Raw genomic sequence first — 25,739 nt, forward strand, 5'->3', positions numbered from 1 at the left:
GTGCCGGGATTGACCGGACACTCCATGACTGATCTGTTGCCTTACCGCCCCATGAAGCACGCCGGTCCCTCTGCCATCGCGCAGCTTTCGTCGCTGCTGGAGCGACTTCGCCAGTTGCCGGGCCTGGTCGAGCGCAAGCCCGGCATTTTCTATCGGCGCTCTGGGGCGTTCCTACACTTTCACGAGGATCCATCCGGCCTCTTTGCCGATGTGAAGCTGGACGGAGCGTCGTTTCAACGCTGTGGCGTTTCTTCCGAGGAGCAGCAGGAGCGCCTTCTGCGCATGGTTCGAGACGTGCTGAAAGTGCCAGACTGAGCGCGAGGCGGAAAGCAGACCTTTGCGCTTAGCCAGCGTCACGTCCCAGCTCTTGAACCAGCAGATCGATGAAGCGCCTGACCCGGGGCTCCAGAAGCCGTCGGGTCGGATAGATCGCCAGGATCTTCACATCTCCAAAGTCGAGCTCAGGGAGGACCTTCTGAAGACGTCCGGCAGCCAGGTCTTTCGCAACCAGAAAGTCTGGCAGCAGCCCGATGCCGAGCCCGGCAACGGCGGCATCCCGGATCGCCTCTCCGCTGTCCATCCGCAAGCGGCTCGGCCCCTCCGCCTTGATCCACGACCCGTCGTCGCCGGGGACCAGCCAGCTCTGCTTTCGGGTCCGGCTGCTGAAGATCAAACAGTCATGGTTTGCCAGGCCATCGAGATTCAGCGGTTCGCCACGGGCCGCGATGTAGGCCGGCGATGCACACAGCAGGGCCTTGTAGGTGGCGACCACCCGGGAGACCAGTCGCGAGTCCAGGTTCGCGCCGCCGATGCGAACGGCCAGATCGAAGCCCTCTTCGACGATGTCGGCCAGCCGATCGGTGAAGCTCACCTCAACCTGGATGTCGGGCCACGCCTCGAGGTACTTTTTCAGCAGCGGCAGCACCACCAGCCGCCCAAAGGCATCGGGAAGTGTGAGTCGCAGAAGTCCCCGTGGCGTGCCGGTGCGTCCGGCCACGCTCGCTTCGGCGTCGTCGACAGCGGCCAGAATCTGCAAGCCGCGATCGTAGAACAGCCGACCTTCGTCGGTCAGGCTCAGCGACCGGGTGGTGCGGTTCAGGAGGCGCGCGCCGAGCCTGTCTTCCAGGCGAATCACGGCCTTGCCGGCCGCTGACCGCGTCAGGCCCATCGCCTGCCCGCCAGCGATGAAACTTCCTGCGTCGACGACAGCCATGAAGATGAGGATATCGTTGAGATTCGCGCGCAGCATAGGCAATTCCACCGGCTCCGGCACGGCAAGGACTTTAAGGACTCCGGATGCGCAGGATGCTAGCACCTTGACCCATCAGGCGGGCATCCGCCTTAGGGTGGGAACGGGCTGCGTCGTGGCAGGTGGCTCCCGGCAACTCGCTCATCCCTCGCGGGCAGGCTGACTGTCAGGGGACGCCTTCGCTTCTGTGTAGAAGTCCGTTCGCCAATGGATTCCCTACAGTCATCAACACGACGCCCGAGCGAGCAGCCGGCTCGGAAAGGTTGGCGCGGTGCCTTGCAAGACGCGCCGCGACATCAGCCGCTTGCTCGCTCGCTTCAAGCACAGGGTCGCCGCTCAGTGGGCGTATCTGCGCCAGGCCGTCCCGCGGCGGACAAGCACATCCAAGAAGGAACACAGACATGACACACAAGGCCACGACCTACAAGCACGGCGTCCCTTGGGAGGACGCTTACGGCGTCAGCCAGGCTTACTGCGTCAACGGCACCATCTACATTGCGGGACAGTTTTCTCACGACATGCAGGGCGGTTTTGTCGGCGAGGACAATTTCGAGGCCCAGGCGCGGCAGACGCTGGAGAATCTCGATCGAGTGCTGGCCGGATTCAATGTGACGCGGGAGAACCTCGCTGAAGTGGTGGTCTATTTGACAAATCCGCGCGAGCATTTCGAGCCCTGCGTGGTGCTGCTCAAGGAGTACGTGGGGCAACATCGACCGGCCGGCACTCTCATTGGCGTGTCCGGTCTGGCGTTTCCTCACCAACTCATTGAGGTCCGCGCCGTTGCGCACACCGGTTGACCGGACGATCTGGGGCGATGCTCCATAACCGGCCACGGCGGTCAGAGCGGATGGAGGAGCGACTTTCGACAAAATTGATCTCCTCCATCTGCAGATCTTCCGGCCAGTGCTAGTAAGTTGCGACGGACCTCCACTGCTGGTCAACCCAGTCGCCACACGTCGTCTGCACCGCCCGGCTGCGTCCACCACCCCGGGCAGCCAGACACAATCGAGAGTTGGCGTTCTGGTACTGGTACATGTCCTGGCCGCCCGGGTTGTCAGCGAAGTACCAGTACCACAGCTGGTCGGCCCATCCGGGATTGCAGGTGGACAGAACAGCGGCGCTTTCTCCGCTTCCCCGTGTCACCAGGCACAGATCGGTCGTCTTGTGGCGGAACATGAGCCGGGAATAATCGACGGGATAGTAGAGCTCGAACCTCGCATCCTCATTGCACGCTCCCTGGTAGACCGGTCGCTCACCCGATCCTGCGGACGCGGTGAGACACAGACCGGAGTTCCGGTTCACGAGCCAGTGGTACTGCTGCGCGCTGGCGTCCCCTGGCGTTCCGGCGCCCATGGCAAAGGCGCACACTGCTGATGCCATGGTGAGCCCCCGGGCCCAGCTTCCCCGCAGACGCTGGGAGTTGTCGACGTGTCGCATGTAGTCCTCCTTGGATCACGGTGGATGCAGCATGGCGCTTGGCGCTGAAGTCGCTATGGCGAGCGGCCACGCGTCTGCCACAAGGGGCACGATAGGTTAGGGGGCGACATGCGACAAGGCGACGAACCGCATGGGGCTGGCTGTCATGAGCAGGGGCGTCGGGCGCGGCGAGGCAGGCCGGTCCACCGAGCGCCGGTCTCCATGAATCCGGCGAGCGGCTCTGCCACGCCGTCACCTCCGATATCACCGCGTCGCTCACCGAGCTGATGAATTCGGGCCACACCTCGGCGGGCTCTTTCTTGCTTGGCATGGACCCTCCGGCCCAGGCTTGGCTGGTTGTCGCGACGGCAAAATGTCATACATTGTCGAAGCCACTAATCACCGCATCGGAGTGCACATGCGATCTTGGCTTAAAAGCAACCGAGGCTTCCTGCTCTTCATCCTGTGTTTCGGGTTCTTTCGGGCTGCCGTCGCTGACTGGAATCCCATACCGTCCGGTTCGATGCGACCCACGATCCTCGAAGGCGATGTCGTGTTCGTCAACCGGCTGGCGTACGATTTCAAGCTTCCGCTGACCGACATCGCCGTGCTGTCGCTCGGTGAGCCCGAGCGTGGCGACGTCGTGACCTTCTCCTCGCCCAAGGACGGAACTCGCTTGATCAAGCGTATCGTCGGCATTCCTGGCGATGTGGTCGAGCTGCGGGCAGGTGTTCTCCTCCTCAACGGCGTACCGGCCCAGTATCTTCAGCGAATGGAAGCGCAGGAGCCATTGGCGTACTTTGGGAGCACGCCCTCGCTGCGAGCCGTAGAGCGAGTGGCCGGAAGTGACCGCCACGTTCAGTACCTGCCGGCTGTGCGCGCCACACGCGACTTCGGCCCGTTGACCGTGCCGCGAGACAGCTATTTCATGCTGGGGGACAACCGCGACAACAGCGAAGACTCCCGATTCATCGGCCCGGTTCCGCGCCGTCTCCTGATCGGCAGGGCTGAGCGTCTTGTTGTCTCTGCAGACGTCGAGGGCGACTGGATGCCTCGTTTCGACCGCATCGGGAAGAAAGTCAACTGAACTCAGTACGGCGGGGCCTTGCGCGCACGCTGCTCGCGTGCTGCCTCGGTCCACCATGCCAAGTCGTCAGCGAACCGTCCGAAGGACCGCTCCAGCGAGTCGCCGGCCGACCCCGTGGGCCGGCCGTCGGCATCAAGCGTCGCCGAGATCGGGCCGACCGCCAGCGTGCTCGAGATGACGACCATGCCCATTTCAGAGAGGATGCTGTGCCAGATCGACCCCGATCGCACGCCTGAGAAGCGGCCCGCCGAATAGCTCGCGATCGCGGCCGGCCGCCAGAACCATTCTTCGAGGAAGTGGTCGGTGAGGTTCTTCAGCCCGGGCTGAGGCCCCCAGTTGTATTCCCCGGTCACGAACACGAAGGCATCGGCCGCCCGGATCTTCCGCGCAAGGGATTCCATCGCCTCGGGCGCGCTGCCCGGCGGGTATTCCTTGTACATGCGGTCGAGCATCGGCAAGCCGACCGACTGCGCGTCGATCAGCTCGGCATCCGCGCCTTTGGCCGCCAGGCCGCGGACCAGGTAGTTGGCAAGGCGAATGCCGACCCGGTCGGCGCGATATGAGCCGTAGAGGACGAGGATCTTGTCCGGCATGGAAGCTCCTGGGTGGGTGGGTGAGCTGAGTCTAAGCTCGTCCTCCAGAGGATGACGCGGGTCCACGACGAATCACCGGAGGCACACGTGAGCTTCCGAAGACATGGGGCGAGGCGTGTCCATAGCCGGATACGCTGCCAATGCTCTCTCCGGGACCGCCTACCGGCCCGACTATCGGTCAGTCGCGGCACTCCTGCTCGGCTGCCGTTGAGCGACTATTCGCCTGTCAACTTTTACACCCCAAGGGCTAGGGGTGCCGGCCACCCCCCTTGTTTCATAAGATCGTCCTCCCAAGGTCCTGGTCGTTTCAATTCGGAAAAATCCAGCCTTGTCGGGCCTTCCACTTCATTGCTGGACCACAGGACGACTTTCGCACATGGCAGTCGAGATCACCGGCCGCCGCAGGACGATCGGATCGGTGATCAAGACGGCAGCAGCGTGTCGGTCAACAGCACGGTCTTTTCCCTGAACTGCTGAACAAGGAGCCGACATGAAGCTGAACCGCGTGGAGCGCGAGTTCATGGAGTGGCCGCAGTGGTGGGCGGACCAGGAAGCGGCGCCGCCGCAGCCCGGCCCTATCGCCGAAGCGGCGCCGGCGGCCGCCGCCAAAACGGGAGGGCATGCTGCATGATGCCCTCGGCCAAGCACGGTGACCCGCAGCTGGGCATCGACATCCACCTGTGCACCACGCCGGTACCGGCGCCGCTGCCCACGCCGCATTTCTCGATCGTGTTCGATCCCTTCGACTACATACCGATCATCGGTGCGACGGTCTCGGTGATGGGCATGAAGCGAGCGACTGCCGGTACCGCGGCGATCGTCGTGCACATTCCTCCAGGTTTTCCGTTCGCGCCCCTGTTGCCTGACAAGGAAGACGAAGTGTTCATGGGCAGCTCGACGGTTCTGGCCGATGGCGACCCCTTGTCCTACCTTGCATTGCCGGTGCTCGGCTGTCAGGTCGCCGGCATGCCGAGTCCACCGCGGCCGAAGAAGAAGCGTATCAAGCTGCCGAACTTGTTGCCGACCACCTTCAACCTTGCGATCCCGGCCAATGTGAACGTGGGTGGGGCCCCGACGATCTCGATGGCCGGGATGGTGGCCCAGGGGGCCTTTGCCGGGCTCGGCAAGCTCGCGAAGTCAAAGTTCGCAAAGAACCTGGGTGACCGCTTCAAGAAGTTCCGGCAGAAGACCTTCAAGAACATGGACCCGGGCTTTCTCAAGTGCAAGGTGCTGAGGGCCGAGCCGGTGAACATCCTGACCGGGGAAGTGGTAGTCGAGCAGGTGGACTTCACCTTGGCGGGGCGCATCCCGATCGAGTGGGTGCGGTCCTACAGCTCGAACAGCTCGCGTCTGGGCACTTGCGGCTACGGCTGGGAGAGCCCCGCTGATGCCAGGCTGGAGATCGACGGGGAAGACGGCAGCGTGATGTTTCGGCACCCTGGCGAAGGGGTAGCGCTGTTCGCGAACCTGCCGAGTGCCCAGGGCGACGAGGCCGCGGTATTGGAGCTGATGGACGGCGCGCTACTGACCGATCACGGCGACGAGTTCCAGGTGCGTACCAAAAGCGACCTCGTCTACCAGTTCCGAAAGGTGCACAGTGAAGACAAATCCAACGGGCTGCTCGAGTTGCCGCTGACGAGCATCAAGGACCTGTGCGGGAACTGGCTGCAGTTCGATCGCGCCGACGGCCGGCTGCGAGCGATTCGGGAGTCGTGCGGCCGACAGATCAATGTGCTCCACGCCGATGGACGCATTGCGGGGCTGTCGCTTTTTGTGCCGGCTACCGGCTTCAGTCGGACCTTCGTCGGATACGAATACGACGAGATCGGCAATCTGACGAGGGTGCTCGACCCCTTGGGCGAGCCCTGCTGCTTCGCCTACGAACAGCACCACATGGTGCGCCATACCGATCGCAGCGGGCTGTCGTTTTACTACGGCTACGACAGGAGCGCGGAGCAGTTGGGCCGTGAATGGCAGGTGGTGCGGGCATGGGGTGACGGCGGGCTGTACGACTACCAGTTTGTCTACTGGCCGGCGACTCGGGAGACCCGTATTACCGACTCGCTGGGACACGTGTTTGTCGTGCAGTGTGATGAGCGAGGTCTACCGATCCTGGAGGTCGACCCTCTGGGCGGGCGTACCTTCTTCGAGTACGACGACGCGGGCCGCACGACTGCCGTTGTCAACCCCGCCAATCACCGGACTGAATATGTTTACGACGAGCGTGGCAATCTGCTGCAGCTCAGCCGGCCGGACGGCAGCTCGATCCGGATCGAGTTCGACACCCGCAACAAGCCGACCCGCGTCACATACGCTGGCGGCGCCACCTGGGAGCAAAGCTGGGATTCGCGTGGCTTGCTCCTCAGGCAGCGCAGCCCGCTGGGTGCACTGACCTGCTACGAGTACAACGAGATGGGCTTGCCGATCTCCCTGACCAATGCCCGCAAGGCACGGACCTGTTTCAGCTTCGACGTCAATGGCTACCTGGTGGCCGTCACCGACGCGCTCGGCAACGTGACGCGCTTGCAGCGCGATGAACTGGGCAACGTGCTCGCCCAGATCGATCCATTGGCCCGGGCGACCGCCTATCGCTACGACGCGAAGAGCCGGCTGGTCGAGGCAGCACTGCCCCTCGGGGGCAAGATCCGCTGTGCTTACGATGCACGGGATTTGCTGACCGAGTACGTCGACGAAAACGGCGTCCAGACGCGCTTTGACTATGTTGGACAAGGACAGCTGAGGCGCCGCAGGGAAGCGAACGGGCACACCGTGGAATACCACTATGACACGGAAGAGCAGCTCGTCGGAGTCAGCAACCAGCGCGGAGAAACCTATCGCTTATGCCGGGATGCACTTGGGCGGGTCGTGGAGGAGGTCGATTACTGGGGGCAGTCGACCACTTACCAATTCGACGCGGCAGGATACTTGCGGCAGAGCCGTGATCCATTGGGCCGCGTCATCCAGTACCAGTCGGATCGCCTCGGTCGCGTGCGGAGCAAGCGCTTTGCGGATCCTGAAGATCCCAGCTTGAATATTGAAGAATCGTTTGACTTCGATCTCGACGGAAATATGGTGGGTTGCGCCAACCGGCATATCGAGGTGCGCCGGCGCTTCGATGACGAAGGGAGATTGATCGAAGAAAAGCAAGGCAGCTATGTCGTGAAGAGCAGCTTTGACGAAGTCGGTAACAGGATCAAGAGGGAAACGAGTGCCGGCAATACCGTGTCCTACCAGTTTGATCTGCTCGACCGGGTTGCCGCGATCCAGATCGATGACCACCAACCGGTACGGATCGAGCGGAATGAGGTTGGGCAGGTCGTCAAGGAATGCCTGAGTCCGACGCTGACTCGGCATTACCAGTATGACGGCGAAGGGCGCCTGGCCGGGCAAGGCGTGAGGGCTGGAGAGAGGCGCTTGTTCGCGACACGGTTCGAATACGACCATGTTGGCAACATCACTCTACGAAGCGACACTCAGTACGGCACGGATCGCTATCGGTACGACGCCCTCGGACACCTTTGTGAGCATATCGATCCCCAGGGCAGGCTCTCCGGCTTCTTCAGTGATCCGGCGGGGGACCGGCTCTCGACGCGGGTGGTCGAGCGACGGGAAGGCGTGGTGGCAGGGGGCGGCGAGCGTCTGCTGGAATGGAGCCGATGTGGCCGGCACCGGGGGATCGACTATGAATTTGATCGGGCCGGCAATCTCAGCAGCCGAACCTGTTTCGCTTCAGAGCCCAGCTCCCCCCCGGTGTCCGACATTGAACTTCAATGGGATGCCAACCAGCGACTCGTGTCGACACGGAACAAGGGCATCGAAACCCGATATGGGTACGACCCCATCGGCAGACGCGTCTTCAAGCAGACAGTTGGGGGTGTGCCGACACACTTTTACTGGGACGGCGATGCACTACTCGCGGAAGAAGAAAACGGGCGGGTGCGAGAATACGTCTACTTTCCGGAGGAGTTTGTGCCATTGGCCATGGTCGGGGAGGGCGGGGATGCGTCGCATCTTTTCTACTACCACACTGATCCGAATGGTTGTCCGGCCAGGTTGACCGATCCAGAGGGGCGGACCGTGTGGGCTGCCAGCATCGATGCCTGGGGCCGAGCGACCCAGCTGCACGTCAATCAAGTTCGCAATCCGATCCGCCTGCAGGGGCAGTACTTCGATCCGGAAACGGACCTTCATTACAACCGCCACCGATATTACGACCCCAGCCTGGAACAATTCATCAGCCAGGATCCTCTCGGTTTGGAGGCGGGGGTTAATGTTTATCGTTTCGCGCCGAATGTCGGGAGTTGGGTGGACCCCTATGGTCTGACATGCCAGGCGAGGCTGAGGGGCCGGACCGTAGAGGTGAATAGGCCCGTCCCCGGTACGGGAAGAAATAGTTGGCAGACGCTGGTGAGCATCCCGCCGGGAGCCCATCGACGAACACTTCACCCTGTGCCGGGAGGCGCGACGAGGGGTGTCGAGTACCGCTGGAATGACGGCACGCAGACGTGGCGGGTTCGCATCCACGACGCCGATCCCTCCGCGCCGGTTGGATCAAATGCTCATGGGGGATGGGTGGTCAGGGTTCAGAGAGGCAAGCAATACACGGACGACATGGGGAATTTCCATCCTCCCGGCATCCATAATCCGGCCAGCCCGCACTACAATCCGACCGCGGTGAACGATACGCATATACCTTGTCGACCCAGGCAGAGATTTCCGCGTTAAGGAGGACTTGAGCATGCAGGCATTGATAGAGCAGGTCACGCGGCTGAAGCAATGCGCCGATGCTGTCGGTCGCTCCGTTATTGCCGACGAGATCAACGATGTCTTTGAGTACCAGATGGTGCCGCCGGCGCGTGTGGACCAGGCTGTTCTCCATGAAGTGGCCTCTGACATGGTCGCTCTGGCTGTTTCGGAGACCGACGGCGTTGCCCGAGAGAGTCTTTTGCACGCGCTGGTGTCCATCTACTCTCACGCCTACCAACAGGGGGAAGCACTTGATATCGCCCCCCTGATGCAGATGCTGGACGCTCTCAGCGAAACAGAGATCGAGTATGTTTTGTACATATTCGGATTTTCTTGCGATATTCACTGCCTTTCAACGATCGAGCGCTTCTCCACCCATTCGAATGAAACAATCCGGAGGGCGGCGCAACAGGCCAGGCAGGATTTGCTGCTCAGACGTGACCCATGAGGAAAGCGGCGATCAGCCGCAGACAGCCGCACGGTCACTTTCCTCTTCGGGGCCGGCACAGCGCGCCAGCCAGTGCCCTACAACAGGTAAAGCCTGAAACGGGCCATCAGCTCATCCGAACCCGGCGCGGTTCAGCTTCGTCGTCACGACCGTCCTGGGACGTGTCGCCCTTCCTTGCCCACCGCCCTCGACAGGACAGCACCCTGGCACGGGTCCTCGAGGCGAACCATTGGAAAGGAAAGAGCACCGTTCATCACACACAGCTCTCCGACCATTCGTCGCGTCTTCACTCCTCGCCGGCTGTCACGTCGCGGTGATACCTCGCCCAAGCTGAAGAGCCTCTCGCCGGCGATTTACTCTCAGAGGATACGAATGGCACATCCTTTCAAAAGGCAGATGGCTGCCCTGGCATGGGCGTGTTCGGTGGCCGCCGCCATGTGGGCGCCGCCTGCTCACCCGAAACCGCCTCCGAAGACCGCAGCCGCGGCCAGTGCAGCGTGTTTTTATGAACATGTCAACTTCCAGGGAGCGTCGTTCTGCAGCAATGCGGACAACGGCTGGGTGGGCTCGTCCTGGAACGACCGCATCTCCTCCGTCAAAGTGGCGCCTGGCGCGCAGGTGACCCTGCATGAGCACCGAAACCACGGCGGCCGCACGCTGACCTTGGATGGCGATACGGTGAACCTCGTGCCACTGGGCATGAATGACCTCGCCTCGTCGTTCAAGGTCAGCAGCGGCGACGGCAATACGGCTGACCTGGATGTCAAATGCACCCCGACCGTCGTGCTTGCGCTGGAGGACACCGACCCGCAGCGCAGCCGGCTGTTCCTCGATGTCTCGGGCGACAACCCCGAGGCTTTCATGCAGGACATCGGCCGCAAGGTCTGTCGCACGCTCTACAAGCGCGCCAGCGAGATCCGCACTGCAAGCCGCGTGAAATTGATCGTCCGCTACGCACCCGGTGAAGTGGCGTGGAAGGCGGGCGACGGCGCCGACATCACCGTGATGATCAGCACCGCCCATCTGCAGAGCGTGAAGAACCAGAACCGCGATGTCGGCAAGGAAATCAAGGGCATCCTGTTCCACGAGATGACCCACATGTACCAGCAGGACGATAGCGATGGCCACGGCGCCGATGCCGGACTCATCGAAGGCATCGCCGACACGGTGCGTTTCAGGAACGGCTTCGTGCCCGACGGCGCCCAGCCCAACCCCAACGGCCGCTGGAATGACGGCTATCGCACCACCGCCTTTTTCCTGCTGTGGCTCGACGAGCGGTACGACTCCTTCATCTACCAGCTGAACCGGACGATGGATACGCAGGATGGCAAGACGTGGACGCCTGAGTCGTTCAAGACCATCACCGGCAAGGCGGTCGACCAACTCTGGACGGACTACCGCAACGCCAATTGACATCGACGGGGCGACGGCGTTCGGGCAGGCGAATCAGGGGTGCTGGCGCCTGTCATCGCCTTACCCGTCTTGGCTTTTTTCCTTTGCAATCGCCACGATCTCCTTGCGCACGGGGCCCTCCACCTGGCCGCCGAGTTCACGGACCGCCTCGGAGGCCTTGCTGCCCGCCGCGACCTGGCCCGAAATGCGGATCGCCGCCGCGCCGATCTTGGCGGCGGGGTGGGGAATCATGCCGACCGCCGCAGCCAGGGTTTGCGAGGCCGCCACCCCGGCCGCGACCGACTGACCCTCGTAGGTGACCCGCTCAGAGACGCTCTTGGCGAAGTCGTCCACGCCGGCTTGGGACGTCGTGACGCCGGCATAGAGCCCGCGCGCGGCAGCGACTACGGAGTTCTCGGTCGACTGCGCCGCCGCCTTCGCCAGTCGCACGCCATCCCCGGTCGTGAGCTGACCGCCTTGGGCGATCTTCACCGCTCCCTGGACGAACTGCACATCGGACTTCACATCGTCCACCATCCGGGCCGCATGTTCGGCGGCGCGCTCGGGGTTGCGCGCGATGGTCATCAGCTTGTCCGCCGCGTTGCGCCGGTTCTCGATCTGTGACAAGCCGCCGTGCACCAGAGGGTTCGGCGCTTCCGAACCCAGCCGGGCCCGCTGCGCCAGGCCGCCGAGCACCTCGTCGCCCCGGCGAAGCGGCGCGGTGGGCCGCGGTGTCGGTGCGGCTTCACGTGGTTGCTGGGACATCCGGTCGATCGCCACCCCGGTCAGGATGGTTGCGCCGGTCTGCGCGACTTTTCTGAACACATTCACCTCCACATGGATGGGCTTGCGGGCGATGCCCTGGTCGCACAGGTCGACCCGTTGCCGGCCTTGCGTCGATCTGTTCCACGCAAACGTGGCCCAGGGGTTGTACCTTATGCAGGGAGCGGGCCGGGCCCCGGCGGCATGCGAAGCGGGGCGGCTGAATACGAAGGTCAACGGACGACGAGCACACGGCCAATGGACTGAGCAGCACGGCGAAGTGGGGGATTGGAGGCCTGCGTGAGCCACTGAGAGTCCGGCGGCAGCCATACCTTTAACATGGGTGTGTCTCACACACCTTACGTTTCATGGCCAGCGATCCGATGCACCTTCGCCGCTTGACGGCTGCCGATGCCGAAGCCTTTTCGGCGCTGCGCCGCGCCATCACCGCGGACAACCCGGTGCCCATGGGGCGTTAAGTTTCGTGCAGTACGGCGTGGAGCCGGACGCTGTCTTTCTGTCAGGTGCGTACCACGACGGGGTTCACATGAGTCTGCTGATCCAGCGATCCTGACTTTTCCATCGAGCGGACGTTCGACCACTTGCCATCGTCTTCTCCGACGATGCACCGGCTCCGCGTCAAGACGCCAGCGCATCCAGCAGGTCCGATTCCATCTCCAGCTGCACCTTGCTCTGGCGCAGCGCCGGCCCGTCGATCAGGAAGGTGTCCTCGACCCGCTCGCCCAGGGTCGTGACCTTGGCCAACTGCAGATTCACCCCGTATTTCGCCAACACCCGGGCGATCGAATACAGCAGGCCCGAGCGGTCGCTGGCCGACACGCTCAACAGCCAGTGCTGCGCCCGCTCGTCGGGCCGCAGCAGCACGCGCGGCTTGACGGGGAAGGACTTGACCCGCCGCGACAGCCGGCCGCGGCTGGGCTCGGGCAGGGGGCCGGTGTTGACCAGGGCCTGGCCCAGCTGGGTCTCCACCAGCGAGATCAGGTCGCGGTAGTGGTGGTCCAGGCTGGGCGAGATCACCTGAAAGGTGTCCAGGGCATAGCCGGTCTTGGTGGTGTGGACCTTGGCGTCCAGGATGCTGAAGCCGGCGCTGTCGAAATACCCGCAGATGCGCGCGAACAGGTCGGCCCGGTCGGGCGAGTAGACCAGCACCTGCAGGCCCTCGCCGATCGGCGACAAGCGTGCACGCACCACCGGCTTGTCGGTCGCGACATAACGCCACAGCGAGCGCGTGTGCCAGGCGATGTCGCCCGCATCGTGGCGCGCGAAATAGCTCAGCTCCAGCGTCTTCCACAGCGCTTCCTGGGTGCCGGGCAGCAGCGAATACAGGTTCAGCGTGTGCAGGGCCTCCTGCTTGCGCGCCTCGATCTCGGTGTCGAGATTGGGCTTGCCACCACCGAGGGCGCGCAAGGTCAGGCGGTAGAGATCCTCGAGCAGCTTGCCCTTCCAGGCGTTCCACACCTTGGGGCTGGTGCCGCGGATGTCGGCCACCGTGAGCAGGTAGAGCGCGGTCAGGTAGCGCTCGTCGCCGACCGTGGACACGAAACGCTGGATCACGTCCGGGTCGCTCAGGTCTTCCTTCTGCGCCATGCGCGACATGGTCAGGTGGTGCCGCACCAGGAACTCGATCAGCCGCGTGTGTTCCTTCGGGATCTGATGGTCGCGGCAGAAGCGCCGCACCTCCTCGGCGCCCAGGTCGGAGTGGTCACCGCCCCGGCCCTTGGCGACGTCGTGGAACAGCGCCGCGACATACAGCACATACGGGTCCTCGAACTGCGCCGCGAGCTGCGAGCAGAAAGGGTACTCGTGGGCGTGCTCCGGCACGAAAAAACGCCTCACGTTGCGCAGCACCATCAGGATGTGCTGGTCCACCGTGTAGACGTGGAAGAGGTCGTGCTGCATGCGCCCGACGATGCGGCGGAACACCCACAGGTAGCGCCCCAGCACGCTGGTCTGGTTCATCAGCCGGAAGGCGTGGGTCTGGCCCAGCGGCGCCTTCAGGATCCTCAGGAAGGTCGCGCGGTTGGCGGGGTCGCGGCGGAACTCACCGTCCATCAGCTCGCGGGCGTTGTAGAGCGCACGCAAGGTGCGCGCCGACAGCCCCTTGATGCCCGGCGTCTCCTGGTAAACGAGGAAGGTGCGCAGAATGGCATGCCGGTCGCGTTCGTAGAGGTCGTCACTGGCGACCTCCAGCATGCCCGCACGGTCGAAAAACTGTGCGTCGATCGGCCGCATCGGCGCATCCTGCGAGCCGCTGATGCGCTCCTCGATATTGAGCATCAGGATCTGGTTCAGCTGCGCCACCGCCTTGGCCGCCCAGTAGTAGCGGTGCATCAGCGCCTCGGACGCGCGCCGCGCCTTGGTGGCCTGGAACCCGAAGGTCTCGGCCACCGAGGTCTGCAGGTCGAACACCAGGCGGTCCTCGCGCCGCCCCGCCACCAGATGCAGGCGGGCGCGGATCAGCTTGAGCATGCCTTCGTTGCGCTGCAACTGCTTCACTTCGAAGGGGGTCACCAGGCCGCGCGCGGCGAGCTCCGACCAGGTCTTGCCCAGGCCGGCCGCGCGGGCCACCCACAGCACCACCTGCAGGTCGCGCAGGCCGCCGGGGCTTTCCTTGCAGTTGGGCTCCAGGGAGTAGGGCGTGTCCTCGTACTTCTGGTGGCGCTGGTGCATCTCCAGCGTCTTGGCGCGCAGGAAGGCGCCGGGCTCCAGCCGGCCCTCGTAGGCGCGGCGGAACTGCTGGTACAAGGCCTTGGAGCCGCACAGGTAGCGGGATTCGAGCAGCGCCGTCTGCACCGTGACGTCGCGCTCCGCCTCCTCCAGGCACTCGGCCACGGTGCGCACGCTGGAGCCGATTTCCAGCCCGATGTCCCAGCAGGCGGTGATGAAACCCTCGATGCTGGACTTGAGCGCGTCGTTGCCGTCGTGCACGAGCGTGGTGTCGTCCGGCAGCAGCACCAGGACGTCGACGTCGGAGTAGGGGAAAAGCTCGCCGCGGCCATATCCGCCGACGGCAATCAGGGCCGCGCCCTTGGGCAGGAAGGCATGCTGCCAGAGGCCCTCCAGCGTGTCGTCGACATGGCGGGCCAGGCCCTTGAGCAGACGGTGGGCGGCCGCGGCGCTGGGCCGGGCCTGGCGGAACACCTCCAGGATGTCGGCCTTGCCCTTGCGGAAGCGCGCACGCAGGTCGGTCACGTCACCCGGCGCGACCACCGGGGCCGCTGAATCGCGGGTCAGGGTCGTCATGCCGAGGGGGCGGCTCAGGCGGCAGCAGCCGGGGCGTTGACGAATTCGGGCACCGGCGGGTAGCCCGCCGACAGCGTCAGGACTTCGTAGCCGGTGTCGGTGACGAGCACGGTGTGCTCCCACTGCGCCGACAGCGAGCGGTCCTTGGTGACGATGGTCCAGCCGTCGGGCATTTCCTTGATCTCGCGCCGGCCGGCGTTGATCATGGGCTCGATCGTGAAGATCATGCCGGGCTTGAGCTCCTCCAGCGTGCCGGGGCGCCCGTAGTGCAACACCTGGGGCTCCTCGTGAAACTTCTGGCCGATGCCGTGGCCGCAGAACTCGCGCACCACCGAGTAGCCCGACTTTTCGGCGAAGGTCTGGATCGTGTGGCCGATGTCGCCCAGGCGGGCTCCGGGTTTGACCTTCATGATGCCGCGCCACATCGCTTCATAGGTGATCTGGCACAGCCGCCTGGCCTGGATCGAGCCCTCGCCGACGACGAACATGCGGCTGGTGTCGCCGTGCCAGCCGTTCTTGATGACGGTGACGTCGATGTTCAGGATGTCACCGTTCTTGAGCGGCCGGTCGTTGGGGATGCCGTGGCAGATCTGGTGGTTGATCGAGGTGCAGATCGACTTGGGGTAGGGCGTGTAGCCCGGCGGCGCATAGTTCAGCGGCGCGGGAACGGCACCCTGCACGCCGGTGATGTAGTCGTGGGCCAGCTTGTCCAGCGCCTCGGTCGTGACCCCGGGCAGCACATGCGGCGTCAGGTAGTCCAGGACTTCGGAGGCCAGGCGGCCGGCCAGACGCATGCCGTCCAGGTCGGCGCCGGATTTGATCGTGATGCTCATGGAGCGCGATTATCTCAGGCGCTGGCGTCCGCTGCAGCGGCGCGACCGGTAAAATCTCCGGCTCCGTGGGCATCCGCGCCGGGTGCCCCAAGCGCTCTCCCACCCCACCCGAGTTCTCCAGCGTGACCGCGACTGCCCACCACCTCCTCCACTTCGAGGGCGGCAATGCCCTTTCAGCGTTCCGAGCCCAGGCCCTGTTGCCACAGTTGCAGGCCGTCAGCCCGCGTATCACGGCCGTGCACGCCCGCCATGTGCACTGGGTCTGGGCGCCGCAGGCGCTCGCCGGCGCCGAGCAGGAGACGCTGGCTGCGCTGCTGACTTATGGCGAGCCCTATGCCGGCCCGGCCGAGGGCGAGCTGATCGTCGTCACGCCGCGCCTGGGCACCGTGTCGCCCTGGGCCTCCAAGGCCACCGACATCGCCCACAACTGCGGCCTGGCCGTCAAGCGTGTGGAAAGAGTCACGGAATACCGCCTGACGCTCAAGACCGGCCTGCTCGGCGGTGTCAAGCACCTGACGCCGGCCGAGCTCCAGGCCGCCGCGGCGCTGCTGCACGACCGCATGACCGAGAGCGTGCTGCTGGAGCGCTCAGCCGCCGCCCATCTGTTCGACGAGCAGCCGGGCAAGCCGATGGAGCACGTCGACGTGCTCGGCCAGGGCCGCGCGGCGCTGGTGGCGGCCAACCGCGACTTCGGCCTGGCGCTCTCGGACGACGAGATCGACTACCTGGTGCAGGCGTTCACAACACTCAAGCGCAATCCGAGCGACGTCGAGCTGATGATGTTCGCGCAGGCCAACAGCGAGCACTGCCGGCACAAGATCTTCAACGCGCGCTTTACCATCGACGGCGTCGAGCAGGAGCGCTCGATGTTCCAGATGATCCGCAACACGCACCAGCTGGCGCCCGCTTACACCGTGGTGGCCTACTCCGACAACGCGGCGGTGATGGAAGGCGGCCCGATCGAGCGCTGGGCCCCCGCCGGCCACGCCGACGCCCCGCAATACGTGGCCCGGCCGGAGCTGGCCCACGTGCTGATGAAGGTCGAGACCCACAACCACCCGACGGCGATTTCGCCCCATCCCGGCGCCTCGACTGGCGCGGGCGGCGAGATCCGCGACGAGGGGGCGACCGGTCGCGGCGCCAAGCCCAAGGCCGGCCTGACCGGGTTCTCGGTCTCCAACCTGCAACTGCCCGGCACATCCGAGCCCTGGGAGCGCGCGCCCTACGGCAAGCCCGAGCACATCGCCAGCCCGCTGCAGATCATGATCGACGGCCCGCTCGGCGGTGCGGCCTTCAACAACGAGTTCGGCCGGCCCAACCTGGGTGGCTACTTCCGGGTCTACGAGCAGACCGTGGACGGCGTGCGACGCGGCTACCACAAGCCCATCATGATCGCCGGCGGCCTGGGCAGCATCCCCGACAGCCAGACCCACAAGCTGCCCTTCGGTGCCGGCACCCTGCTGATTCAGCTGGGCGGCCCCGGCATGCGCATCGGCATGGGCGGCGGCGCGGCCAGCTCGATGGCGGCGGGCGTCAACGCCGCCGAGCTGGACTTCGACTCGGTGCAGCGCGGCAACCCCGAGATCCAGCGCCGCGCCCAGGAGGTCATCAACCACTGCTGGAGCCTCGGCGAGCGCAACCCCATCCTGGCGATCCACGATGTCGGCGCCGGCGGCATTTCCAATGCCTTCCCGGAACTGGTGGACGGCGCCGAGAAGGGCGCGACCTTCGACCTGCGCAAGGTGCCGCTGGAGGAGAGCGGCCTGGCGCCCAAGGAGATCTGGTGCAACGAGAGCCAGGAGCGGTATGTCCTGGCGATCGCGCCCGAGAGCCTTGCGCTGTTCGAGAGCATGTGCGAGCGCGAGCGCTGCCCCTTCGCCGTGATCGGCGTCGCCACCGACGAGCGCGAGCTGGTGCTCGAGGACGGCCCCGGCGGCGAGCGGCCCATCGACATGCCGATGGACGTGCTGCTCGGCAAGCCGCCCAAGGTGCACCGCGACGTCCAGCGGGTGCAGCGCCGGGGCGCGCCGCTGCCGCTGGCTGATGTGTCGCTCGAGCAGGTCGGCACAGACGTGCTGCGCCATCCGACCGTGGCGAGCAAGCGTTTCCTCATCAGCATCGGCGACCGCACCGTGGGCGGCCTGAGCCACCGCGACCAGATGGTCGGGCCCTGGCAGGTGCCGGTGGCCGACTGCGCGGTCACGCTGGCCGACTACGCCGGCTTCGCGGGTGAAGCGATGAGCATGGGCGAGCGCACGCCGCTGGCCAGCCTCGACGCCCCGGCCTCGGGCCGCATGGCGGTGGCCGAGGCCATCACCAACCTGCTGGCCGCGCCGATCGAGCTGCCGCGCGTCAAGCTCTCGTGCAACTGGATGGCCGCCTGCGGCGAGGCCGGCGAAGACGCCGCGCTCTACGACACGGTGAAGGCCGTGGGCATGGAGCTGTGCCCGGCGCTCGGCGTCTCGGTCCCGGTGGGCAAGGATTCGTTGTCGATGCGCACCCGCTGGAGCGAAGGCGACCGCCAGAAGCAGGTGACGGCGCCGGTCTCGCTGATCGTCTCGGCCTTCGCCAGCATCGCCGATGTGCGCGGCACCCTGACCCCGCAGCTGCGCACCGACCAGGGCGACAGCACGCTGATCCTGGTCGACCTGGGCCAGGGCCGCAACCGCCTGGGCGGCTCGATGCTGGCCCAGGTGCTGGGCCAGCCCGGCGATACGGTGCCGGATCTGGACGATCCCGAGGCGCTGAAGCAGCTGGTCGCGGCCGTCAACCGCCTGCGTGCCGACGGGCTGCTGCTGGCCTATCACGACCGCTCCGACGGCGGCCTGTGGGCGGCGGTGTGCGAGATGGCCTTTGCCGGCCATTGCGGCGTGTCGCTGAACGTCGACCTGCTGGTCACCGAAGGCGACGGCATCAGCGACAGCCGTGCCGAATACGGCGACTCCAAAAACTGGGCGGCCCAGGTCAGCGGCCGCCGCAACGAGCTGATGCTGCGTGCGCTGTTCGCCGAGGAGATCGGCGTCGTGCTGCAGGTGCGCACCGCCGAGCGCGACAGCGCGCTGCAGACGCTGCGGGAATTCGGCCTGTCGCGCCACACCCACGTGATCGGCAAGCCCAACGACCGCGGCGTGATCGAGGTCTGGCGCGACGCCAAGCTGCAGTACTCGGCGCCACTGGCGCAGCTGCACAAGGCCTGGGACGAGGTGTCGTGGCGCATCGCGAAGCTGCGCGACAACCCGGTCTGCGCCGACAGCGAGCACGACGCGGTGGGCCGCGAGGACGATCCGGGGCTGCACATCAAGCTCAGTTTCGACCCGAACGACGACGTCGCGGCCGCCTTCATCGGGAAGGCCCGCCCCAAGGTCGCCATCCTGCGCGAGCAGGGCGTCAACTCGCACCTGGAGATGGCCTATGCCATGTCCCAGGCCGGCTTCGACACCTATGACGTGCACATGAGCGACCTGCAGCGCGGCGGAGCGCACCTGGAGACCTTCCGGGGCATCGTCGCCTGCGGCGGCTTCAGCTACGGCGACACGCTGGGAGCCGGCGAAGGCTGGGCGCGTTCGGTGATGTTCAACCCGCGGCTGGCGGAGCAGTTCCGGGCGTTTTTCGGACGCGGGGACACCTTCGCGCTGGGCGTCTGCAACGGCTGCCAGATGATGGCGGCGCTGGCCTCCATCATCCCGGGCGCCCAGGCCTGGCCCAGGTTCACGCGCAACAAGAGCGAGCAGTTCGAGGCGCGCCTGAGCCTGGTCGAGGTGCTCGACAGCCCGTCGATCTTCTTCACCGGCATGGCCGGCAGCCGGCTGCCGGTGGCGGTGGCACACGGCGAGGGGTATGCCGACTTCTCGCAGCGCGGCAACGCGAGCGAGGTGCACGCCGCGATGCGTTTCGTCGACCACCACGGCCTGGCGACCGAGACCTACCCGGCCAACCCGAATGGCAGCCCGGGCGGCCTGACCGCGGTGACGACGGCCGACGGCCGTTTCACGGTGCTGATGCCGCACGCCGAGCGCGTGTTCCGCAATGTGCAGATGAGCTGGACCAGCGGCGATGCGGCGCAGGTCAGCCCGTGGATGCGGATGTTCCGCAATGCGAGGAAGTGGGTGGGGTGAGGGCGTTCAGGCGCGCGAGGGGCTGCGCAGCTCGGCCGGCGTCCAGCCGGGATGCGGTTTGGCCTGGTCCAGGATGTGCGGCGGGAGTTGTCCGTCCTCGACCCACATGCGCGCCGTTCGCGCTTCCACCGGGATGCCACCGATGTCCAACGCGCTTCGCGTCAGGAACACGCCCGCGTTTTCGCCCGCGATGTTGTCGTACTGGTTCAGCCAGGCGTCCTGAAGCGCGAAGCGCTCGGGCTCGGGCGTGAGCCCGGCCTCGGCTTCTGCGCGCAGCTGGGCGTCGGTGACCAGGTGGCCGACCTCGAAGTAGAACGGGTTGCGATCGACGCCCTGTTCTTTCGGTGTCCGGTGGATGTCGTCGCCGGAGCGGCCGATCAGGTCCTCATGCTGTCGTGTCGGCGGTTTGCGGAAGGCCTTGATCTTGGGGTCGGCATCGGCGCCGCCCCGGCTCCGGTCTTCGAGCAGAAAACGCAGCGGGTGGTCGGTCTGCGCGCAGATCTCGCGGAGGGCCCGATTTCGGACCTGCTGCCGGGGTTGCAGGTACCAGGGCAGCTCGGCGCTTGGCCCTGCCGAAGAGGTCGGGGCCTGGGGACGCTGGCGGCGCGGCGCCAGGGCGCTGTCCGCCACGGGCCCTGCGGGCGCGACGCTTGCGGCCGGCAGTGGGGCGGCGGGCGGGGACGGCGGGAATGGGGGGAGCGAGCGGGGCCCTATCGGACCGAGGTGGGACATGCGTCTTCTCCGGCTGGCTGCGCGTGCGCGATCGCATCGCGAGCAGACGCAGCGAGTGTCCCGCCGCAGCTCGATCTGATCCCGTCACTGGGCGAAGCGGTTCGCGATGCTGCGAAACCGGAGTCCGGGAACCGCGGAGCTCAGGCGGCCGCCAGGGCTACAAGTGCGCGTCGATCACCGCCCGCACCAGCCGCGAGGCCGGCGCCGTCAGCTCGCCGAGTTGCGCGACCCGGTCTTCCTCGATGGCCTGCAGCACCCACTCGTGGATCGCCCCCACCAGCGCCACCGCAGTGCCGGTCCCGAGCGGGCGCGGCGCTCCGCCCGACGCAGCACTGTTCACGACACCGACGATGAAGTCGGCGAGCGCCTGGTGCCCGCGCCTGCGTGCCTGCAGGCCGCGCGGCCCGAGCGCCAGAATCTCGATGAACAAGGTGCGCAACAGCCCCGGTTCGCTGGCCAGGGCGCTCATGTAGGCCCCGACCGCTTGTTCCACCTGGACATGCCAGTCGCGGGCCGGGTCGATCGCCGCCTTCAAGACGTCCAGCGCCTGCTGGCTCGCATGCTCGTACAAGGCGATCAGGCAGTCGGGCTTGGCCTCGAAGTGCTGATAAAAGGTCCGCTTGGAAACCCTCGCGCCGGCCGCGATGTCGGCGATCGTGGTGTCGGCATATCCTTTGGTGGCGACGCAGGCGGCCATCGCCTGCATCAGCCGGGCGCGGTGTTCGCCGGCCGGCAGGGGAGCGGCCGGGGCGGCGGCCGGCGGCAGGACGTCGGTGCTTTCGTGCATGCCGCATTCTCCTCTGACGCAGTTGGTACTTGACAGTACCATGTCCGCTTGGCACAGTCCCTGTCATGCGGTACGGCTTAGTACCGCGTCTTTGGAGTCCGAGATGGCCGAACTCGTCGTGCGACGTCTGCTGATCGATCTGACCGAACCGTTTCCGCGCCATTGGAATGGTGGCGACGCCTTCAAAAGCGCCTTTCTGAACGCCTTGTCGATGAGCTTTCCGGTGGGCGAGCAGTTTTTCATCGACGCGGTGCGCGAGGGGGTGAAGGCGCTGCCGGCCGCGGAGCAGGAGCGCTTCAAGGCCGAGGTGGCGGGTTTCATCGGGCAGGAGGCGACACACCGGCGCATCCACGGCCTGTTCAACGGCCACCTGCAGCGGCAGGGTTATGCCAACACCTGGGAGACCCGTGCCAAAAAACGCATCGAGCGCATGCGCGGCCTCAACGTGCGCCACCCGCTGGCCGTCACCGCCGCCTACGAGCATTTCACCGCCATCCTGGCCGAGCACTTGCTGGCCTACCCGCACACCATCTCGGACGACGTGCCGCGCCTGAAGACGATGTGGCTGTGGCACGCCGCCGAGGAGTCGGAGCACAAGAGCACCGCCTTCGACCTGTACCAGGCGCTGGGCGGCAACCACAAGTGGCGCATGCGCTGGTTCTACATCGTCACGCTCTACTTCATGGTCGACGCGACACGGCAGACCGTGCGCAACCTGTGGCACGACGGCGAGCTGTTCAAGTGGCGCACCTGGAAGAGTGCAGCGAGTTTCCTGTTCGGCGCCGAAGGCCTGGTGAGCCGTACCTGCAAGGCCTGGGGCGCCTACAAGTCGGACAACTTCCATCCGACCCAGCAGGAAACCGACCGCTCCGCGACCTGGCTGCGCGATCATGCGGCCCAGTTCACGGTCGTGGGGCAGGGCCGTTGAGCGCAGCTTGAGGCGCCCTCGCCACGGCGGCGGCTCGCGCCGGTCGCCGCGTTGAGACGGCGAGCCGGCACAATCGCGGCATGACGCCGACCGCCGCCGCTGCTTCGCGCTCCCTGCGCTTCGACCGCCTCGACGCCCTGCGCGCCTTTGCCATCCTGTGGATGGCGGTGTTCCACTTCTGTTTCGATCTGAACCACTTCAGTCTCATCGAGAAGCAGAACTTCTACACGGATCCGTTCTGGACCGTGCAGCGCAGCTGCATTGTCTCGCTCTTCCTTTTTGTCTCAGGCCTGGGACAGGCCGTCGCTTGGCAACAGGGGCAGGGCTGGCGGCGCTTCTGGCGCCGCTGGGCCCAGGTGGCGGGCTGTGCACTGCTGGTGAGCGCCGGGTCCTTCCTCATGTTCCCGAAAAGTTTTATCTACTTCGGGGTGCTGCACGGCATTGCGGTGATGCTGATCCTCACCCGCCTTACCGCGGGCTGGGGGCGCTGGCTGTGGCCGCTGGGCCTGGCGGCGATCGCGCTGCCGCACCTCGTGCAGCACGCGTGGTTCGACACCCGCTGGACCAATTGGCTGGGTCTCGTGACCCGCAAGCCGGTCACCGAAGACTATGTGCCGCTGCTGCCCTGGCTGGGTGTGATGTGGTGGGGCATGGCGGCGGGGCAGTGGGTGCTGCGCGAGCGGCCGCACTGGTTCAGCGGCCGGCTGATGCCGGGCCTGCATCCGCTGGCCGTGCTGGGCCGCTGGAGCCTGAGCTTCTACATGCTGCACCAGCCGGTGCTGATCGGCCTGTTGACAGCATGGGTGGCCTTGACGCGCTGAGCGGCTTGCGTTCCCCTCGCGTTCTTGCCGCTTTGATCGCCTTCAAGGCGCGTTTTCTGCTTCCCATGATTTGCTTGCCGTCTCGCTTCGTGTGAGCCGACCGCGTGCCCGGCACTTTCGCGCGAAGGTGCTCACCTGCTGGTTGTTGTTCTCCTATGAAATTCACCTCTTTGCGTCAGGACTGGTTGTCCAATGCCCGCGGTGACCTGCTGTCGGGCCTGGTCGTGGCGCTGGCGCTCATTCCGGAAGCCATTGCCTTCTCCCTGATCGCGGGGGTCGATCCCAAGGTCGGCCTCTACGCGTCCTTCTGCATTGCGGTGGTCACCGCCTTCGCGGGCGGCCGTCCGGGCATGATCTCGGCGGCGACCGGCGCCATGGCCCTCGTGATGGTGGACCTGGTCAAGGCGCACGGCCTGCAATACCTGCTGGCCGCCACGCTGCTCACCGGCGTGTTCCAGATCCTCGCCGGCGTGCTGCGCCTGGGCGGGCTGATGCGTTTCGTCTCCCGCTCGGTCATCACCGGCTTCGTCAATGCGCTGGCGATCCTGATCTTCATGGCGCAGCTGCCCGAGCTGATCGGCGCCCCCTGGGAGGTGTACGCGATGGTGGCGGTCGGCCTCGCCATCATCTATCTGTTTCCCAGCCTGACCCGGGCGATCCCTTCACCGCTGGTCTGCATCGTCGTCCTGACGGCCGTCTCCATCGGGCTCGGGATCGACGTGCGCACGGTGGGCGACCTGGGCGAGCTGCCCGACAGCCTGCCGGCGTTCCTGATGCCCGACGTGCCGTGGACGCTGGACACCTTGCGCATCATCGCGCCGGTCTCGGCGACGCTGGCGGCGGTGGGGCTGCTGGAGTCGATGATGACCGCCGCGATCGTCGACGACCTGACCGACACGCCGAGCGACAAGAACCGCGAGTGCGTCGGGCAGGGTGCCGCGAACCTCGTGGCCGGCCTGTTCGGCGGCATGGCGGGCTGCGCGATGATCGGGCAGTCGGTCATCAACGTGAAGTCCGGTGGGCGCGGGCGGCTCTCGACCCTGGTGGCAGGGGTTTTCCTGCTGATCCTGGTGGTGTTCCTCGGCGACTGGGTCCGGAGGATCCCGATGGCCGCGCTGGTCGCCGTCATGATCATGGTCTCGATCGGCACCTTCAGCTGGGCTTCGGTGCGCCAGCTGAGGACCCGTCCCGCCAGCTCCAGCCTGGTGATGCTCGCCACCGTGGCGGTGGTCCTCGCGACGCACGACCTGGCCCGCGGCGTGTTGGTCGGCGTGTTCCTCAGCGGTCTGTTTTTTGCGAACAAGGTGGCCCGCGTGCTGCATGTCGACAGCGAGGCCTCGGACGAGGGCAGGCAGCGCACCTACCGGGTGGCCGGGCAGGTGTTTTTCGCGTCGGCGGAGCGGTTCGTCTCTGCCTTCGACTTCAAAGAGGTGCTGCAGAAGGTGCACATCGACGTGAGCCAGGCCCACTTCTGGGACATCACCGCGGTCAACGCGCTGGACAAGGTGGTCCTCAAGTTCCGGCGTGAGGGCGCCGAGGTCGAGGTGAGCGGCCTGGACGCGGCGAGCAGGACGCTGCTCGACCGCTTTGGGCAACAGAACCAGGCGGGTGGCGCGACAGCCCGGCGGGCCAGCGAGGAGGCCAGACACGCATGACCAGGGTGTTCGCCTGCATTGACGGGGTCTTCAATTCCGCGGCGGTGTGCGACTACGCGGCGTGGGCGGCGCAGCGCTTGGACGCGCCGCTGGCCTTCCTGCATGTGCTGGACCGGCATCCCGAGCGTGCCCCGGTGCACGACCTCAGCGGCGCCATCGGGCTGGGCGCCCAGGAGACCCTGCTGGAGCAACTCAGCACGCTGGACGAGCAGCGCAGCCGCCTCGGTCAGGAGCATGGGCGGCAATTGCTGGAGGCCGCGAAGCGACGTGCGCTGGACGCCGGCGTCGAGTCGGTGGAGGCACGGCAACGCCACGGCGAACTGGTCGAGACGGTGCTGGACTTGGAGCGCGGCGCGCGGCTGTTCGTTGTGGGCGAACACCATCGCGCGGCCGGCGGCGCGAGGCTGCACCGGGACCACCATGTCGAGCGGGTCGTGCGCAGCGTCAAGCGCCCGGTGCTGGTCGTGACACCTCAGGTCTATACGCCGCCGCGGCGTTTTGCGCTGGCCTTCGACGGCAGCCCGGCGAGCCGCAGGACCGTTGAAATCCTCGCGCTGAGTCCCTTGCTGCGCGGGCTGTTCTGCCTGCTCGTGATGGTGGGCGAAGAGAGCCCGATGGCGCTGGAGCAGATCATGTGGGCGCGCGGGATGCTGACGGAGGCGGGGTTTGCCGTCGAAGCGGCCATCGTCCCCGGCGAGGCCGAGACGGCGCTGGCGGTGCAGGTGCGCGAGCGCGAGGTCGACTTGCTGGTGATGGGCGCCTACGGCCATTCGCGCATTCGTCAGCTGATTGTCGGCAGCACGACAACCACGCTGCTGCGGAGCAGCGAGGTGCCGGTGCTGGTCGTGCGTTGACACGGCGGGGGCGGCGCAAGAAAAAAGGCGCCAGCGGCGCCTTTTTTTCCATCGGTT

General features: G+C 65.9%; 20 protein-coding genes. 12 read left to right on the plus strand and 8 right to left on the minus strand.

Annotated features, from left to right (window positions below; all coding sequences use genetic code 11):
• Positions 1–24: 24 nt before the first annotated feature.
• Positions 25–315 carry a hypothetical protein gene (locus tag OOT46_RS26080; protein WP_265406552.1) on the plus strand — a complete coding sequence of 97 codons (291 nt, stop codon included), beginning with the start codon at positions 25–27 and terminating at the stop codon, positions 313–315.
• Positions 316–343: 28 nt separating this feature from the next.
• Here the strand turns inward: OOT46_RS26080 and OOT46_RS26085 are convergent, their stop codons facing one another.
• The gene (locus tag OOT46_RS26085; protein WP_265406553.1) at positions 344–1,249 is read right to left on the minus strand and encodes a LysR family transcriptional regulator; all 906 of its coding nucleotides are present in this window, start codon (positions 1,247–1,249) and stop codon (positions 344–346) included.
• Between the two features lie 401 nt (positions 1,250–1,650).
• Between OOT46_RS26085 and OOT46_RS26090 the strand changes: the two genes are divergently transcribed.
• The gene (locus OOT46_RS26090; RefSeq protein WP_265406554.1) at positions 1,651–2,046 is read left to right on the plus strand and encodes a RidA family protein; all 396 of its coding nucleotides are present in this window, start codon (positions 1,651–1,653) and stop codon (positions 2,044–2,046) included.
• Positions 2,047–2,155: 109 nt separating this feature from the next.
• On the opposite strand, the gene OOT46_RS26095 is transcribed toward OOT46_RS26090, so the two are convergent.
• Positions 2,156–2,686 carry an RICIN domain-containing protein gene (locus tag OOT46_RS26095; RefSeq protein WP_265406555.1) on the minus strand — a complete coding sequence of 177 codons (531 nt, stop codon included), beginning with the start codon at positions 2,684–2,686 and terminating at the stop codon, positions 2,156–2,158.
• 397 nt (positions 2,687–3,083) lie between these two features.
• On the opposite strand from OOT46_RS26095, the gene lepB reads away from it, so the two are divergent.
• Positions 3,084–3,752: a signal peptidase I gene (gene lepB, locus OOT46_RS26100; protein WP_416136257.1), complete on the plus strand. Its 669-nt coding sequence runs from the start codon at positions 3,084–3,086 to the stop codon at positions 3,750–3,752.
• Positions 3,753–3,754: 2 nt separating this feature from the next.
• Here the strand turns inward: lepB and OOT46_RS26105 are convergent, their stop codons facing one another.
• Entirely contained in the window at positions 3,755–4,345 is a 591-nt protein-coding gene (locus OOT46_RS26105; RefSeq protein ID WP_265406557.1) for an NADPH-dependent FMN reductase, read from the minus strand.
• Positions 4,346–4,835: 490 nt separating this feature from the next.
• Here OOT46_RS26105 and OOT46_RS26110 point away from each other — a divergent pair, with 490 nt between their 5' ends.
• From OOT46_RS26110 to OOT46_RS26125, 4 genes are all read left to right on the plus strand, one after another.
• Positions 4,836–4,976 (plus strand): hypothetical protein, encoded by a 141-nt coding sequence (locus tag OOT46_RS26110; protein ID WP_265406558.1) that lies wholly within the window; start codon positions 4,836–4,838, stop codon positions 4,974–4,976.
• On the plus strand, positions 4,973–9,070 hold the full coding sequence (locus OOT46_RS26115) for a polymorphic toxin type 30 domain-containing protein (protein WP_265406559.1): 4,098 nt from the start codon (positions 4,973–4,975) through the stop codon (positions 9,068–9,070). Before OOT46_RS26110 ends, OOT46_RS26115 begins: the two co-directional genes overlap by 4 nt.
• Before the next feature lie 13 nt (positions 9,071–9,083).
• Positions 9,084–9,539, plus strand: coding sequence for a hypothetical protein (locus tag OOT46_RS26120; protein WP_265406560.1), 456 nt, complete (start codon positions 9,084–9,086; stop codon positions 9,537–9,539).
• Between the two features lie 423 nt (positions 9,540–9,962).
• Positions 9,963–10,952 carry a basic secretory protein-like protein gene (locus OOT46_RS26125; RefSeq protein WP_265406561.1) on the plus strand — a complete coding sequence of 330 codons (990 nt, stop codon included), beginning with the start codon at positions 9,963–9,965 and terminating at the stop codon, positions 10,950–10,952.
• A gap of 60 nt (positions 10,953–11,012) precedes the next feature.
• Here OOT46_RS26125 and OOT46_RS26130 read toward each other — a convergent pair whose 3' ends face one another.
• The 3 genes from OOT46_RS26130 to map form a co-directional block, all read right to left on the minus strand.
• Positions 11,013–11,930 carry a hypothetical protein gene (locus OOT46_RS26130; protein ID WP_265406562.1) on the minus strand — a complete coding sequence of 306 codons (918 nt, stop codon included), beginning with the start codon at positions 11,928–11,930 and terminating at the stop codon, positions 11,013–11,015.
• Positions 11,931–12,332: 402 nt separating this feature from the next.
• Complete coding sequence (locus tag OOT46_RS26135; RefSeq protein ID WP_265406563.1) at positions 12,333–14,957, minus strand: [protein-PII] uridylyltransferase; 2,625 nt, start codon at positions 14,955–14,957, stop codon at positions 12,333–12,335.
• Between the two features lie 14 nt (positions 14,958–14,971).
• On the minus strand, positions 14,972–15,790 hold the full coding sequence (gene map, locus OOT46_RS26140) for a type I methionyl aminopeptidase (RefSeq protein WP_265406564.1): 819 nt from the start codon (positions 15,788–15,790) through the stop codon (positions 14,972–14,974).
• 122 nt (positions 15,791–15,912) lie between these two features.
• On the opposite strand from map, the gene purL reads away from it, so the two are divergent.
• Positions 15,913–19,905: a phosphoribosylformylglycinamidine synthase gene (gene purL, locus OOT46_RS26145; RefSeq protein ID WP_265406565.1), complete on the plus strand. Its 3,993-nt coding sequence runs from the start codon at positions 15,913–15,915 to the stop codon at positions 19,903–19,905.
• A 6-nt stretch (positions 19,906–19,911) separates the two neighbouring features.
• On the opposite strand, the gene OOT46_RS26150 is transcribed toward purL, so the two are convergent.
• Positions 19,912–20,535: a polymorphic toxin type 5 domain-containing protein gene (locus tag OOT46_RS26150; RefSeq protein ID WP_265406566.1), complete on the minus strand. Its 624-nt coding sequence runs from the start codon at positions 20,533–20,535 to the stop codon at positions 19,912–19,914.
• 259 nt (positions 20,536–20,794) lie between these two features.
• Entirely contained in the window at positions 20,795–21,424 is a 630-nt protein-coding gene (locus tag OOT46_RS26155) for a TetR/AcrR family transcriptional regulator (protein WP_265406567.1), read from the minus strand.
• 103 nt (positions 21,425–21,527) lie between these two features.
• Between OOT46_RS26155 and OOT46_RS26160 the strand changes: the two genes are divergently transcribed.
• The 4 genes from OOT46_RS26160 (at position 21,528) to OOT46_RS26175 (ending at position 25,682) form a co-directional block, all read left to right on the plus strand.
• Positions 21,528–22,352 carry a metal-dependent hydrolase gene (locus tag OOT46_RS26160; protein WP_265406568.1) on the plus strand — a complete coding sequence of 275 codons (825 nt, stop codon included), beginning with the start codon at positions 21,528–21,530 and terminating at the stop codon, positions 22,350–22,352.
• Between the two features lie 80 nt (positions 22,353–22,432).
• Complete coding sequence (locus OOT46_RS26165; protein ID WP_265406569.1) at positions 22,433–23,173, plus strand: DUF1624 domain-containing protein; 741 nt, start codon at positions 22,433–22,435, stop codon at positions 23,171–23,173.
• Between the two features lie 155 nt (positions 23,174–23,328).
• Complete coding sequence (locus OOT46_RS26170; protein ID WP_265406570.1) at positions 23,329–24,828, plus strand: SulP family inorganic anion transporter; 1,500 nt, start codon at positions 23,329–23,331, stop codon at positions 24,826–24,828.
• Entirely contained in the window at positions 24,825–25,682 is an 858-nt protein-coding gene (locus OOT46_RS26175; protein ID WP_265406571.1) for a universal stress protein, read from the plus strand. The genes OOT46_RS26170 and OOT46_RS26175 overlap by 4 nt, the downstream gene beginning before the upstream one ends.
• Positions 25,683–25,739: the final 57 nt, after the last annotated feature.

Source organism: Aquabacterium sp. A7-Y (genome assembly GCF_026153205.1).
Lineage (GTDB): Bacteria > Pseudomonadota > Gammaproteobacteria > Burkholderiales > Burkholderiaceae_C > Caldimonas.

Coding starts and splice junctions, on each gene's coding strand:
- OOT46_RS26080 (WP_265406552.1), top strand. CDS start 25: ATGACTGATCTGTTGCCTTACCGCCCCATGAAGCACGCCGGTCCCTCT.
- OOT46_RS26085 (WP_265406553.1), bottom strand. CDS start 1,249: ATGCTGCGCGCGAATCTCAACGATATCCTCATCTTCATGGCTGTCGTC.
- OOT46_RS26090 (WP_265406554.1), top strand. CDS start 1,651: ATGACACACAAGGCCACGACCTACAAGCACGGCGTCCCTTGGGAGGAC.
- OOT46_RS26095 (WP_265406555.1), bottom strand. CDS start 2,686: ATGCGACACGTCGACAACTCCCAGCGTCTGCGGGGAAGCTGGGCCCGG.
- lepB (WP_416136257.1), top strand. CDS start 3,084: ATGCGATCTTGGCTTAAAAGCAACCGAGGCTTCCTGCTCTTCATCCTG.
- OOT46_RS26105 (WP_265406557.1), bottom strand. CDS start 4,345: ATGCCGGACAAGATCCTCGTCCTCTACGGCTCATATCGCGCCGACCGG.
- OOT46_RS26110 (WP_265406558.1), top strand. CDS start 4,836: ATGAAGCTGAACCGCGTGGAGCGCGAGTTCATGGAGTGGCCGCAGTGG.
- OOT46_RS26115 (WP_265406559.1), top strand. CDS start 4,973: ATGATGCCCTCGGCCAAGCACGGTGACCCGCAGCTGGGCATCGACATC.
- OOT46_RS26120 (WP_265406560.1), top strand. CDS start 9,084: ATGCAGGCATTGATAGAGCAGGTCACGCGGCTGAAGCAATGCGCCGAT.
- OOT46_RS26135 (WP_265406563.1), bottom strand. CDS start 14,957: ATGACGACCCTGACCCGCGATTCAGCGGCCCCGGTGGTCGCGCCGGGT.
- map (WP_265406564.1), bottom strand. CDS start 15,790: ATGAGCATCACGATCAAATCCGGCGCCGACCTGGACGGCATGCGTCTG.
- OOT46_RS26155 (WP_265406567.1), bottom strand. CDS start 21,424: ATGCACGAAAGCACCGACGTCCTGCCGCCGGCCGCCGCCCCGGCCGCT.
- OOT46_RS26160 (WP_265406568.1), top strand. CDS start 21,528: ATGGCCGAACTCGTCGTGCGACGTCTGCTGATCGATCTGACCGAACCG.
- OOT46_RS26165 (WP_265406569.1), top strand. CDS start 22,433: ATGACGCCGACCGCCGCCGCTGCTTCGCGCTCCCTGCGCTTCGACCGC.
- OOT46_RS26170 (WP_265406570.1), top strand. CDS start 23,329: ATGAAATTCACCTCTTTGCGTCAGGACTGGTTGTCCAATGCCCGCGGT.
- OOT46_RS26175 (WP_265406571.1), top strand. CDS start 24,825: ATGACCAGGGTGTTCGCCTGCATTGACGGGGTCTTCAATTCCGCGGCG.